The following is a 12,893-nucleotide window of genomic DNA, read 5'->3' as shown; positions in this document are numbered from 1 at the left end:
ACCGGCTAGCTTTCGGGGTACAGGATGTACCATCGGAAGCGATAGCAATTTATCCATAAGACCAAGGCTAGTAATCAATGCATGTAACTTCGCTAGGGACGCCGGGGGATTTCCAAAAGGGGAACAGGCGCTTTTCCCCTTTTGGTCGGGTGTGGGTTGAAGACCTACGACTTTGATTCACCTCGGCCGTAAGGCCGCAATGACTCCGGCGGTAAAGCCGCATAAAAACTAAAAATGTCGCACTATGCGACAACAAAAAAGCCACTGTGGTCAGTGGCTTTCATCATAAAAATCAAAATCTAAGCGATTCTGCTTAGTCCAGACTTGGTTCTTCGCTGTAATCAATACCGTGGTAGCTCAGGCAAGCGTCGACTTCGTTGCTGCTGCCTAGGATGACGGCAACACGTTGGTGAATTTGTGTTGGTTGAATATCTAAAATAGTTTCATAACCCGTTGAGGCTTTACCGCCAGCTTGTTCGACTAAGAAGGCCATTGGGTTGGCTTCGTACATCAAGCGCAGTTTGTACGGTTTTTTAGGATCTTTATTGTCGGTTGGGTAAGTGAAAATACCACCGCGAGATAGCACGCGGTGTACATCGCCGACCATGGCCGCAATCCAGCGCATGTTGAATGATTTTTCGCGTGGGCCAATTTTACCGAGCAGTAAATCGGCAATATAGGTCTGCATTGGCGCTTCCCAAAAACGTTGGTTCGACATGTTAATGGCAAACTCTTGGGTATCTGGGCTAATGCTCATGGCGGCGTTAGTCAGTAAAAACTCATTGGTTTCTGGGTGCAAAGTAAAGAGTTGCACGCCTTGGCCTGTGGTTAATGCCAGCATGGTTGATGGACCATAAAGTACATAACCTGCGGCTAATTGCGCACGGCCAGATTGTAAAAAGCTAGTTTCAGTCAGCTCGCCAGCAGGGGCGGGTAGGACGGAGAAAATGGTGCCGACTAATGAGTTAATATCGATATTAGATGAGCCATCTAGCGGATCGAAACACACCAGATATTGACCATTTTGGCTGACTTCAACCACATGATCTTCTTCTTCCGACGCTAAACCGCGCACTGTACCGTCAGCTTTTAAGGCATCTTTGAGCATGTCGTTGGTGATGATATCCAGTTTTTTCTGGGTTTCACCTTGGACGTTTTCTTGCTCAGTCGCGCCTAACACGCCCGCAAGTGCACCGTGGCGAACGGCATGGCTAATGGCTTTTGAGGTGTCGGCTAAGGTTAAAATCAAGTGAGAGAGGGAGTCGTTCATTGCCTGTGAGGTCAGGTGCTGGGCCAGAGTCTGCATGTTATGTCCTTTAGAGGTTCAACAATGAGGTCAATTTCGTTATTTGCCGCGAATGATAACTCAGTTAGTCGACAATTTCAGCGATGTTGCTGATGCTTTTAGCGAATATTAAGGCTTTTTGGGATTATTTGGATTGAGCTTGGCGCAAGGGCCTAATTTGTATCGGCATATTGCATGCTATTTCTATTTAGGGTTTGCCTCTGGCACAATGTCGGCTTGTTTTTAATCGCTGACATCTTAGGCGATTATGTTTCCAAGGAATAATAATGATTAAAAATAGGTTAACTTGGTTCCCTGCGTGCTCACTTAAGGTGCGCACCGTTCCCCTACTGATAGCGAGCCAAATGGCCATGATTTCGACAGCTATGTTTTCAATTACCCCAGCTTATGCAATAGAAGGCGGCAAACTGCCACTGACGATTGAGCGAATGAATGCCTCGCCCGCATTAGCGGGCACCAGTCCTCGTGGTTTGAAATTGTCACCCGATGGTCAGCGTGTCACTTATCTTGCGGGCCGTAAAGACAATCAAAACTTTTATGATCTCTGGCAGATGGATGTAAAGACGGGCAAATCTAGCCTGTTGCTCAATGCCGATAAGTTGGCAAGCAATGAATTATCCGATGAAGAAAAGGCCCGTCGCGAACGCCAACGTATTTATGGCGAAGGCATTATGGAGTACTTCTGGGCCGATGATAGCCAAGCGCTATTAATTCCGGCTGCTGGTAATCTGTATTATTTCTCATTAGTGGATAACGGTGTCAGCCAACTTCCCATTGGCGAAGGGTTTGCCACAGATGCGCGCCTATCGCCCAAGGGACATTTTGTGTCTTTCGTGCGGGATCAAAATCTGTATGTGTTAGAGCTGGCGACCAAAAAATTCCAAGCTATGACGAGCGATGGCGGCGGGGCTATTAAAAATGCCATGGCCGAGTTTGTCGCTCAGGAGGAAATGGATCGCATGACAGGTTATTGGTGGGCGCCCGATGAATCGGCCATCGCCTTTACCCGTATTGATGAGTCCGGTGTCGAGCAAGTAACCCGTAACGAAATCTATGCTGATGGTATTAAACTTACTGAGCAGCGCTATCCCTATGCCGGCAAAAACAACGTCGATATCGCCCTCGGTGTGGTCACGTTAAAAGATAAGGCTATCAATTGGGTGACCCTGCGCGAAGAGAGCAACGAAGACAAGAGCAAAGACATTTACCTGCCGCGGGTCGATTGGTTGCCCGATAGCAAACATTTGTCGTTCCAGTGGCAGAGCCGCGATCAACATAAGCTAGATTTGCAACTGGTGGCGTTAGACTCGCTGACTAAGCCAAAAACCTTAGTGAAAGAACGCAGTAACGCTTGGGTGAACCTTAATAACGATCTGCACTTTTTAAAACAGCAATCGGCTTTTATTTGGGCATCTGAGCGTGACGGCTTTAATCATCTGTATCTTTTTGACTTAAAAGGCAAACTTAAAACTCAATTGACTCAGGGCGAGTGGGCTGTCGATGCGTTGGAATACATAGATGAAACCGCTGGTTGGGTATATTTCACTGGCCGCAAAGATACGCCAATCGAGAAACAACTTTATCGCGTGCCTTTAGCGGGTGGCAAGGTTGAGCGGGTAAGCAAGCAAGCGGGCATGCACGATCCTGTGTTTGCCGACAATCAAAGTGTGTATCTGGATTATTTCAATAGCTTATCTCAGCCACCGCAGATCAGTTTACACGGTGACAAGGGCCAACAACTGGCTTGGGTTGAGCAAAATGAAGTCAAGCAAGGCCATCCTTTATATGACTATGCGGGTCTGTGGCAAATCCCTGAATTTGGTGAACTGAAAGCTGAAGATGGCCAAGTGTTACAAACCCGTTTATTCAAACCTGTGCCGTTTGATGCGAGCAAGAAATATCCTGTCGTAGTGCGGGTTTACGGTGGGCCGCACGCACAGTTAGTGACCAACAGTTGGAGCGAGCAGGACTACTTTACCCAGTATCTGGTGCAACAAGGCTATGTGGTGTTCCAGTTGGATAACCGCGGCAGCGCCCACAGGGGCACAAAGTTTGAGCAAGTGATTTACCGTCATTTGGGTGAAGCTGAAGTCAAGGATCAAAAAGTGGGAGTGGACTATTTACGGAGTCTGCCATTTGTCGATGCCGATAATGTAGCGATTTACGGCCACAGCTACGGCGGTTACATGGCCTTGATGAGTTTATTTAAGGCGCCGGATTACTTTAAAGCCGCGATTTCGGGTGCACCTGTAACCGACTGGCGCTTGTATGACACCCATTACACTGAGCGTTACTTAGCCCATCCTGAGGGGAATGAAAAAGGTTATGAAGCCAGCAGTGTGTTCCCTTATGTGAAAAACTATCAAGCGGGTTTGTTGATGTATCACGGCATGGCCGATGATAACGTCTTGTTTGAAAACAGCACTCGGGTTTATAAGGCGCTGCAGGATGAAGGGAAATTATTCCAGATGATCGATTATCCTGGATCTAAACATTCGATGCGTGGCGAGAAAGTGCGTAATCACTTATATCGCTCACTGGCAGATTTCCTCGATAGGCAGTTGAAAAACGCCAAATAGCAGGCATAAAAAAACCAGATCCTAGGATCTGGTTTTTTTGAATCGATTCTTATCAAACCAATTAATACGGGTGTCGCTTAGCGGGCGATTAGCCTTCTAAGTTACCGCAAAAACGATAGCCTTCACCGTGAATAGTCGCGATGATTTCTGGCGTATCTGGCAAGCTTTCGAAATGCTTACGGATACGACGGATAGTCACGTCTACAGTACGATCGTGTGGCTTAAGTTCACGGCCAGTCATTTTCATCAGTAGATCGGCACGAGTCAAAATTTTGCCTGGGTTTTCAACAAAGTGCAGCATAGCGCGGAATTCGCTACGTGGCAGTTTGTAAGATTCACCCTGTGGGCTTACTAATGAACGGCTGTTGATCTCTAAGCTCCAATCGTTGAAGCGGTAGTATTCTACTGAGCTCTTTTCTTCGACTTCGGCACCAGCGCTGTTGACGCGAGTCAGAAGGTTACGAGCACGAATCGTCAATTCACGTGGGTTGAACGGCTTGGTAATATAATCGTCCGCGCCAATTTCAAGTCCAAGGATTTTGTCGACTTCGTTGTCACGACCTGTCAGGAAGATCAGACCTATGTTGTTGATTTCACGTAGTTCACGTGCTAACAACAGGCCATTCTTGCCTGGCAAGTTAATGTCCATAACGACCAAGTTAATTTTGTTTTCCTGCATAGCCTTATGCATTTCTGCGCCATCATTGGCCTCAGTTACCACATACCCTTCTGCCTCGAAAATACTTCTCAGCGTGTTACGGGTAACGGCTTCATCTTCAACGATCAGAATGTGCGGATTTTGCATATTATTTACCTAAATTTTAATCAGTTTATACTAACCAATAAGAGCAACTTACTTCGGGCTCTTATATTCATAAAAGCGTTGATACTTCCTTGAACTGCTTTGTGCTCAAAAGGAAAATCTTTACGGTGACATCTATATCTGGATGTAGATTAAGTGCACGTTTAAGTGTAATACGAGAAAACGTAATCAGTACCAACTTCGATAAGCAATAGTTAGAATAAGTTCCTTAACTATTGTTTTTTTTAAATGTTTAAAAGACAAATCAAATGTAGAACAGATTTTAAACAGATGCCCGGTCAGTTCACGTTACTTAAAGCGATATATGTAACAAACTGTATTGAACGATAAGCATCTTGCTCAATCTGTTTCAACTCACCAGTACGTACATTGTACTCGTTTTAGTCATTTGTTAACAAATGAAATGTTAACAAATTTTAGGTGAGCAGGGGTTTTTACCATGATATTTACTTTAGCTATTGATTAGTATAACTAATGTATTTCTTATTCCTGTGAGCCAGTTCACGCCTCTTTGGATTTTACAATCACTCTGCTACACTAGCTTGGGTTCATTTTTCGACTAGACTACCAATGGACAATACGACTCAAAATTTGTGGCAATGTTACCAAGCGCCGTTGTTTTTGCTGACTCAAGCATTATCCTGTGATTTTTCCTTTGCTGTTATTACCACTCATAATCCCGCTTCAAAGCTTCTCTCTCCCAGCCAAAACCGTTTACTCGATCGCCAACTTCTCCGTGAAATTGAATTACTCGGTAGCCCTTATCGTGCTTTAGTGGGCGCAGCACCGGATTTATCCCACATGGAAAAAAGTTGGGCCGTGTTTATCGATAGAACGATGGCATTGCAATTGGGTAAGAAATTTAATCAATATGCGATTTATGTTGTCGAACAAGGGGATGTGAGCTTAGTGCCTTGCACCTTGGATGGACATGATGAAGTGTGTTTAGGCAAATTTAGAGATTATGTGCAGCTGGTATACGAGCTACCCGATTTGAACATTTAGTTGTTTTCAAAAGATTTTATTTAAATTGTTCATTTGTTATGAAATTAGCATTGACTTCATTAGGGGTTTATTGCTACTTTTTTCGTCCCTTTCCTAGGAAAGGAACAGAAGAGGAGCGTTAACTAGGTAGTCGGTCAGAGGAGCACAAACTCCAGCGATGACTGATGAGGGAGATTAACGCCGAGGCATAGATATGGTTGCTGCATGTTTATGTCGGTCGCTCAGGCTGAATCCTGACGATTGTCACCTGTAATTGGTGGAGAGCTTCTGGTGACGATTGCTGTTTCCCTTCTTTTGGGGTGCGTTATCATTGAGCACCAGGCTCTTCGAACGAAGTCAGTTCGGAGTGTGATCATGTTAGTTATTCAATATCTTATTCAATCTGCATTTATTTGTTGCCCTACGTGTTTCACGGAGGTGCGCTAATGTCCCTCGTTGTCGCAAAATTTGGTGGCACCTCAGTTGCCGACTATAACGCTATGAATCGCTGTGCAGACATAGTGTTAGCTAATCCTCATTGTCGTTTAGTCGTGGTCAGCGCTTCGAGCGGCGTGACTAATCTGTTAGTGGAATTGACCCAAGAATCGATCAACGACGATGGCCGATTACAGCGATTAAAACAAATTGCCCAAATTCAATATGCGATTTTAGATAAGCTCGGTCGTCCTAACGATGTGGCCGCCGCATTAGATAAATTATTGAGTCGCATGTCGGTATTGAGTGAAGCGCTCGCATCACAACGCAGCAAAGCGACTATGGATGAGTTGTTGTCCCTCGGTGAGCAATGTTCTTCGGCGTTGTTTTCGGCGGTGATCCGCGAGAAAGGTGTCAACTCAAGTGCCTTCGATGTGCGCCGAGTATTACGTACTGACAGCCACTTTGGCCGCGCTGAACCTCAGGTTGAAAAGATTGCGACTTTAGCTCGTGATTATCTACAGCCACTGTTAGCGGAGCAAGTGATTGTGACACAAGGCTTTATCGGTGCCGATGAATCGGGTCAAACGACCACGTTAGGTCGCGGCGGTAGTGATTATTCTGCTGCACTGTTAGCTGAAGCGTTACGCGCCTCAGCGGTAGAGATTTGGACCGATGTCGCGGGGATTTATACAACGGATCCTCGTTTGGCGCCCAATGCCTTTCCGATTGCCGAGATCAGTTTCAATGAGGCTGCCGAGATGGCGACCTTTGGTGCCAAGGTATTGCATCCAGCGACTATTCTTCCTGCCGTTCGTCAGCAAATTCAAGTGTTTGTGGGTTCAAGTAAAGAGCCTGAAAAGGGCGGAACTTGGATCCGTCATCAAGTGGAAGATGCGCCCGTATTCCGCGCTGTGGCTTTGCGCCGCGATCAAACCCTATTAAATCTTCACAGCTTGCAAATGTTGCATGCGCAGGGCTTTTTAGCGGAAACCTTTGCGACATTAGCGCGACATAAGATCAGTGTGGATTTGATTACCACATCAGAAGTGAATGTGTCTCTAACCCTCGATAAAACCGGTTCAGATTCAAGTGGACAAGGTCTGTTGAGTGAGGCATTGCTGCAAGAATTATCACAGCATTGTCGTGTGCGAGTTGAAGATGGATTGGCCTTAGTGGCGATTATCGGTAATCGTATTGCGACGACACCGGGTATCTGTCGCCGTGTATTTGAAGTGTTAGAGCCACACAATGTGCGGATGATTTGCCAAGGTGCCAGCCCACATAATCTGTGTGTGTTAGTGGCCGAAGCGGAAGCGGCACAAGTGGTTAAATCGCTGCATCAAAATCTGTTCGAAGGCGTTTAGTATGTTGCCGACAACATCGTCTCTGCAAATCGGGGAGCTTGCCGCAGGGCAAGCACTCACTTTGCCTATCTACCATTTCAAGCCGAGTGACGATAAGGCGACTGGCCCCAAAGTGTATATTCAAGCCAATGTCCACGGTGCTGAAGTACAAGGGAATGCGGTGATTTATCAGTTGATGAAGCAGCTTGAACACTGTGACATCCGCGGCGAAATCACCTTAGTGCCATTGGCCAATCCACTCGGGATCAACCAAAAAAGTGGTGAGTTTACCCTTGGCCGATTTGATCCTATTACGGGCGCGAATTGGAATCGTGAGTATTTGAATCATGCTATCGATTTACCGACTTGGTATGGTGAACATACCAAGCTGAGTGATAGCGAGCTGCTCCAAGCCTATCGCAGTACTTTGGTTGAAGCCTGTCAGCAAAAATTGCGGCATGAATGGGGCATCACAACGGGTCATAGACTTGCGGTTAACCTGCAGATTATGGCCCATGGCGCGGATATAGTGCTCGATCTGCACACTGGTCCTAAGTCTTGTAAGCACTTGTATTGCCCTGAATATGACTTAGCTGCTGCGCAGTTTTTGTCGATCCCTTATACGCTCATTATCCCCAATGCCTTTGGTGGCGCCATGGATGAGGCTGCGTTTTGTCCTTGGTGGCAATTGAGTGATTTTGCAAAATCTCAAGGGCGTGATTTAGGAGTTGCAGTGTCAGCGTTAACCTTGGAATTGGCGAGCCAAGAGCGCGTCTGCCTTGAGGATGCACGGGTTGATGCACAAGGGATTTTGGCATATTTAAGCCACCGAGGCGTGATCGCTGAAACCGTTGCACCCGCTAAAATGACGCGTTTTGGTTGTTATCTAAAAGACTATAAAAAATATCACGCGCCAAGTGCTGGGTTAGTGGAATACCTCGCACCTGTGGGTGAGCCATTAGCTGCGGGGCAGCCCTTAGTGAATTTGCTGCGAATGGATTTATACGGTACGGCGGATGAGCTAAAAACGGTTAGTTTGCCGCAGGACTGCGTGCCGATTTTGCACTTTGCTTCGGCGTCAGTGCACCAAGGAACAGAGCTTTATAAAGTCATGACTCATGTGTTTGAGTTGCCGACATTCCAGCCTAAATCATAAAAATTAGCTCGTAAGCATTAGCTCATAACAATTAGCTTAAGGGACTGAGAGAAAACAACGCCAATCCTAATCAATTGGCTTTGTTGTTTTAAGGTGGCTATAACCACTTAAATCGATAAAACAGCGCCATTTGCAGGGCGACGAGTGAGATTAATATGCCGCAGAAGGTGGCGAAGGCCCAAGTGTTGTCCGCGCCCGGTATCCCGCCAATATTGACCCCAAGTAAGCCTGTTAAAAAGCCCAACGGTAAGAAGATTGCTGACACTAAGGATAAGAAGTATAAGCGTTTGTTGAGTTGCTCCGATTGCTGACTGAGTAATTCTTCTTGAGTCACATTAGCCCTATCGCGCAGGGCATCAAGATCTTCAATGGTGCGGATAAGTTTATCGTTTGTTTCCCTCAGCTTGAGTCGCTCAGTATCTTTAAATAGGCTGAATTGCTCGGAAATTATTTTCGAGAATGCTTCGCGCTGTGGGGCTAAATAGCGGCGAATGGCTACAGTTTGACGGCGCAGTTCGGCGATATCGGTACGTAAATCTTTCACATTGCCTGAGACGACTAGTTCTTCTAAATCAGAGAGCTGTTCTTCCAATTTATCAATAAACTCGACTTTACGATTGGTCAGTCGCTCGCAGATTGCGACGATAAAGTCCCCCGTAGTTGTAGGCCCATTGCCCTCAAGGATCAGCTCGGCGACATCTTTGACCGACTGTAACTCGCGATCGCAGGTGGAAATGATCTGCTGTTTATCGGCATAGATACGCACGGCCACCATGTCTTCTGGAGCAGAATTGGGGTTGAGGTTAACGCCGCGTAATGCGAGTAATATGCCTTCACCTGTAATCACAGCACGGGGACGAGTGTCTTGGGCGAGTAGGGCATCACTTTCGACCTTAGGCAGACCGCTATTGAGTATCCAGTGGCGTGCCTTTTTATTACGATAGCGAAGGTGTAACCAGAGTAGGCCATCCTGAGGATCCCATTTTTCGATCTGTTCTAGGCTCAAGGTGGAACCCGCTTGGGCGCCGCTGAGCACTAAACTGTAGATAAACCCTTCGTGCATATCGCATTCCATTTAACTTTCAAAATCATCCAAACAAACTAACTGATTTTGTCATGAAAATGAAGTCAGTACTTATGCTTAACGACATGAGACAAACGTAAATTGACATAAATTTGATGTGCTGAGTGATGCAAGCAACTTAGCCAAGGATAGGTTAAAATTAGCATTAGTAGGCTTAGATCAAAGAGACAATAAAATGGAATACGAATTTCGGCGTAACAGTTTAACTGGCACTTTTTTGGCTAGCTTTAGCATGGATCATGAAGTGCTTGGGCAATGGTTTACGGAAGAATTAGGGACTGAGTTAGCTAAAATTCAGCAAGTGTTGAGCGTGATAAAAGAAATTCAAGCCGATAAACGAGGTTCATGGCGTCTTGTTGGTAATGATTTTACCTTAGAGTTAGAGCGTGAACAGGCCCGAGTCTTTGCCAATACCTTAGGCTTTGAGCAAGAATATGAATTGGAAGAGGCTATGTCACTCTATGATGCTGAGTCAGAAGCTTATTGTGGCCTAGAGGATTTTGAGCAGGCGCTATTGAGTTGGCAGCAATTTATTGAGAAAGGTTTGTAATCATTTATTTAATCTCTATTTGATAAAAACATAAAGGCAATCATGGGATTGCCTTTATTTTTTTCGCGATACCAAGCTCACTTTCGTATCTTTAATGATTCAGGTAGCGCACCGCCATTTCGGTTCTTGATTTCGCATTGGCTTTACGCAGTAGGTTTTTCACGTGTACTTTAACTGTGCCTTCACTAATGTGTAAATGCTCTGAAATCATGCGATTACTTAAGCCTTCCGCCAGTTGCTTTAGAATTTGCAGCTCCCTTGGGGTTAAGCTTGAAATCCATTCTTGTTCATCGGTCGCATCTTTAAGTTCGTAAAGATATTCCTCGACTTCATCGCTGATCACCCTGTGGCCAAGCATGGCATTTTTGAGTTTTTCGAGCAGCAAATCTGGCTCAGTATCTTTGAGCAAATAGCCGTCGGCTCCAGCACGAAGTAAACGGATAACATCCTGTTTTGCATCGGAAACGGTGAGAATTACTATGCGTGAGGTAACACCTTCTTGGCGCATGGCGTTGAGGGTATCTAGGCCTGTCATGCCTTTCATATTCAGATCGAGCAATATGATGTCGGGTTCATCGGTGACCACTGCGGTTAATGCGTCTAAACCACTACCGGCTTCGCCAAATAGGCTGAAGTCAGGATCTGAAGCGATGAGCTGGCAGATGCCTTTGCGCAAGAGGGGATGGTCATCGACCACCAGTACTGAATAAGGTTTACCCATTTGAAGGCTCCTGTTGAGATGGGAAAATAAGCGTCACTCTAGTGCCACTTGACCCTTTGCTGTGCTGCACAAGGTTTAGTGGGCTGTTAGGTTTGAGTGCGTCGTCTTGTGCATTGGATCCTTGCTCAGTCGTGGTTGCCATAGCAGGTTTAAATCTCTTTAAATCATTGTCGCTGAACACGACTTTACCTGAAAGCTTACTGGCTCGTTCATGCATTATACTTATGCCAAAATGTTGATCTCGTTCTTTTAAATGTCCAATACCTATGCCGTTATCACAAACATCAATATTGACCATACCCTCGTCATCCTTATAGCAATGGATGTTAATGAGGCTGGCCTCGGCGTGTTTGATGGCATTTAACGTCGCTTCTCGCGTGATCTGCAGTATGTGGATGTGCTGCTTTGCCTCTAGCCATTGTGGCGCAAGTTTATAGTCTAAGGTTATCTTTATATTCGTCTTTGTCCTGAGTTGCTCAAGCATAGCCTCTAAAGCACTTTTTAGATCGGGCTCTTTAATTGTGAGCCTAAAGGTGGATAGTAACTCCCTGAGCTGCACGTAGGCAGTGCTTACACCTTCGTTGATTTCGGTTAACTGCGCCTCAACGATCGGGCTGCGGCAACTGCAATCTAAGTTTTTGCGTAATAAGCTAATTTGGATTTTTAGGAAAGATAGCACTTGACCCAAAGAGTCGTGCAGCTCCCGGGCAATCACGCCACGTTCCTCCATTAGCGCCAGTTGCTGTCTTTGCTCTGTGGCATTGTGGATCACGATTGAGCGCGTCAACATAATTGCGAAATTGTTAAACAAGGCGATATTGGGTGTTTGGTCGGCAATTAACTCTAAATAGCCTAAATTAGCCTGCTCAAATTGCAGTGGGAAACGGGTGCTCTCTTGAGTCATATCTGGCCAACCGCCATCGGCCTCAATCACTTCTAACTCTTGCTCTGGGTATTGAATGATGAGTCTTAGGTAGTCGAGTGATTCATAGCCTTTTAACTGATTCAGCGCTGCCTTGAGAGCCTTGTAATCGAGTTTATTTGCGTTTAATGCCAGTAGGTTATCATATAAGAATGCCAGTTCGTTGTTGGCCCTTGTCAGCGCTAAGGTTTTTTCTGCTACCTGCGATTCTAAGTTGCCATAAAGCGTCGCGAGTTCCTTAGCCGTTTTTTGTAGGGCATGGGTCAGCGCTGTAAGTTCAATATATTCGGTCTCGGGCATTTCAATTTCAAAATTACCCTTAGAAATCGTGTTGGCCGATTCCATCAGTTTTTGCAGTGGGATCACTACTTTCTTCTTTGTAAAACGCACGGCCACAAAAGCGATAATGAGCATGACGCCTAAGCCTAATATTTGGCTGGCGGCAAGGAGCCTGAGTTTAAAGGCGGCGTAGTGCTCCATCTCAAGCACCAGTAAATCTATGGTATCAACAAAGTCCTTCAGTGAGGCGACATAATCGCGGGAGTTTTCTTGTTCTATGTAGTGTTTCATCACCAGCCATTTATCGATGACAAGCTGATATTGAGCGGCAATTTCTGGCGGACTAAACCAACTTTCCGAGGGCTTTAACGTGTCGGAATAGAGCGTATTTTCGAATTCGGTGATTTTATCCTGCGCAGCATCACTGCCTGAGTTGGCGTAAAACATTAACCGATAGCTTTGCATCCTCAGCGACCCTGAGGCATTAATCGCCTTGGCGTCGCCTAAGCTGTAGGACAAATTGATGATAGCAAAAGTCGATAAACTACTAGAGAGCAGAATAAGTACTAACATTAATCCTAAGATTTTTGAGGTGAGACTACCTCGTTTCATTAATCCGCTGTTCATTTTGATGGCCGCTGTTATGGCACTTTGCAGTGGTTTTTACATTAGAAAATAATGTAATACATTAACAAAAGTATAGAAATG

The 12,893-nt window shown here is 45.6% G+C and carries 10 protein-coding genes and 1 riboswitch; of the genes, 5 read left to right on the top strand and 5 right to left on the bottom strand.

All coding sequences use genetic code 11. From position 1 onward, the window contains the following. Nucleotides 1-313: 313 nt before the first annotated feature. Nucleotides 314-1,306, bottom strand: coding sequence for a class 1 fructose-bisphosphatase (locus tag AAA952_RS21830; RefSeq protein WP_338259576.1), 993 nt, complete (start codon nucleotides 1,304-1,306; stop codon nucleotides 314-316). A 266-nt stretch (nucleotides 1,307-1,572) separates the two neighbouring features. Here AAA952_RS21830 and AAA952_RS21825 point away from each other — a divergent pair, with 266 nt between their 5' ends. Continuing rightward, on the top strand, nucleotides 1,573-3,885 hold the full coding sequence (locus AAA952_RS21825) for a S9 family peptidase (protein WP_338259575.1): 2,313 nt from the start codon (nucleotides 1,573-1,575) through the stop codon (nucleotides 3,883-3,885). 88 nt (nucleotides 3,886-3,973) lie between these two features. On the opposite strand, the gene arcA is transcribed toward AAA952_RS21825, so the two are convergent. Continuing rightward, entirely contained in the window at nucleotides 3,974-4,690 is a 717-nt protein-coding gene (gene arcA / locus AAA952_RS21820; RefSeq protein ID WP_006080127.1) for a two-component system response regulator ArcA, read from the bottom strand. 588 nt (nucleotides 4,691-5,278) lie between these two features. On the opposite strand from arcA, the gene AAA952_RS21815 reads away from it, so the two are divergent. From AAA952_RS21815 to AAA952_RS21805, 3 genes are all read left to right on the top strand, one after another. Next, the gene (locus AAA952_RS21815; protein WP_338259572.1) at nucleotides 5,279-5,713 is read left to right on the top strand and encodes a DUF3293 domain-containing protein; all 435 of its coding nucleotides are present in this window, start codon (nucleotides 5,279-5,281) and stop codon (nucleotides 5,711-5,713) included. Between the two features lie 100 nt (nucleotides 5,714-5,813). After that, nucleotides 5,814-5,988, top strand: a riboswitch (Lysine riboswitch). A gap of 150 nt (nucleotides 5,989-6,138) precedes the next feature. Beyond that, on the top strand, nucleotides 6,139-7,494 hold the full coding sequence (gene lysC, locus AAA952_RS21810; RefSeq protein WP_263163590.1) for a lysine-sensitive aspartokinase 3: 1,356 nt from the start codon (nucleotides 6,139-6,141) through the stop codon (nucleotides 7,492-7,494). A 1-nt stretch (nucleotide 7,495) separates the two neighbouring features. Then, nucleotides 7,496-8,629, top strand: a complete 1,134-nt coding sequence (locus AAA952_RS21805) for a succinylglutamate desuccinylase/aspartoacylase family protein (protein WP_338259569.1) — start codon at nucleotides 7,496-7,498, stop codon at nucleotides 8,627-8,629. A 97-nt stretch (nucleotides 8,630-8,726) separates the two neighbouring features. On the opposite strand, the gene AAA952_RS21800 is transcribed toward AAA952_RS21805, so the two are convergent. Continuing rightward, nucleotides 8,727-9,692: a zinc transporter ZntB gene (locus AAA952_RS21800; RefSeq protein WP_338259567.1), complete on the bottom strand. Its 966-nt coding sequence runs from the start codon at nucleotides 9,690-9,692 to the stop codon at nucleotides 8,727-8,729. 196 nt (nucleotides 9,693-9,888) lie between these two features. On the opposite strand from AAA952_RS21800, the gene AAA952_RS21795 reads away from it, so the two are divergent. Further along, the gene (locus AAA952_RS21795; protein WP_338259565.1) at nucleotides 9,889-10,263 is read left to right on the top strand and encodes a YacL family protein; all 375 of its coding nucleotides are present in this window, start codon (nucleotides 9,889-9,891) and stop codon (nucleotides 10,261-10,263) included. Nucleotides 10,264-10,354: 91 nt separating this feature from the next. On the opposite strand, the gene AAA952_RS21790 is transcribed toward AAA952_RS21795, so the two are convergent. Both AAA952_RS21790 and narQ read right to left on the bottom strand, forming a co-directional pair. Further along, a complete protein-coding gene (locus tag AAA952_RS21790) occupies nucleotides 10,355-10,984 on the bottom strand; it encodes a response regulator (protein ID WP_338259564.1) in 630 nt (209 codons plus the stop codon). Further along, on the bottom strand, nucleotides 10,977-12,812 hold the full coding sequence (gene narQ, locus AAA952_RS21785; protein WP_338259562.1) for a nitrate/nitrite two-component system sensor histidine kinase NarQ: 1,836 nt from the start codon (nucleotides 12,810-12,812) through the stop codon (nucleotides 10,977-10,979). Before narQ ends, AAA952_RS21790 begins: the two co-directional genes overlap by 8 nt. Nucleotides 12,813-12,893 lie beyond the last annotated feature (81 nt).

The organism is Shewanella sp. M-Br, assembly GCF_036245925.1.
Classification (GTDB): Bacteria; Pseudomonadota; Gammaproteobacteria; order Enterobacterales; family Shewanellaceae; genus Shewanella; species Shewanella oncorhynchi.
This window is presented reverse-complemented; position numbering and strand designations above follow the sequence as displayed.

Bases quoted from the DNA above. Each gene is read 5' to 3' on its own strand.
- arcA (WP_006080127.1), bottom strand. From the start codon at position 4,690: ATGCAAAATCCGCACATTCTGATCGTTGAAGATGAAGCCGTTACCCGT.
- lysC (WP_263163590.1), top strand. From the start codon at position 6,139: ATGTCCCTCGTTGTCGCAAAATTTGGTGGCACCTCAGTTGCCGACTAT.
- AAA952_RS21790 (WP_338259564.1), bottom strand. From the start codon at position 10,984: ATGGGTAAACCTTATTCAGTACTGGTGGTCGATGACCATCCCCTCTTG.
- AAA952_RS21825 (WP_338259575.1), top strand. From the start codon at position 1,573: ATGATTAAAAATAGGTTAACTTGGTTCCCTGCGTGCTCACTTAAGGTG.
- AAA952_RS21815 (WP_338259572.1), top strand. From the start codon at position 5,279: ATGGACAATACGACTCAAAATTTGTGGCAATGTTACCAAGCGCCGTTG.
- AAA952_RS21830 (WP_338259576.1), bottom strand. From the start codon at position 1,306: ATGCAGACTCTGGCCCAGCACCTGACCTCACAGGCAATGAACGACTCC.
- AAA952_RS21805 (WP_338259569.1), top strand. From the start codon at position 7,496: ATGTTGCCGACAACATCGTCTCTGCAAATCGGGGAGCTTGCCGCAGGG.
- AAA952_RS21795 (WP_338259565.1), top strand. From the start codon at position 9,889: ATGGAATACGAATTTCGGCGTAACAGTTTAACTGGCACTTTTTTGGCT.
- narQ (WP_338259562.1), bottom strand. From the start codon at position 12,812: ATGAACAGCGGATTAATGAAACGAGGTAGTCTCACCTCAAAAATCTTA.
- AAA952_RS21800 (WP_338259567.1), bottom strand. From the start codon at position 9,692: ATGCACGAAGGGTTTATCTACAGTTTAGTGCTCAGCGGCGCCCAAGCG.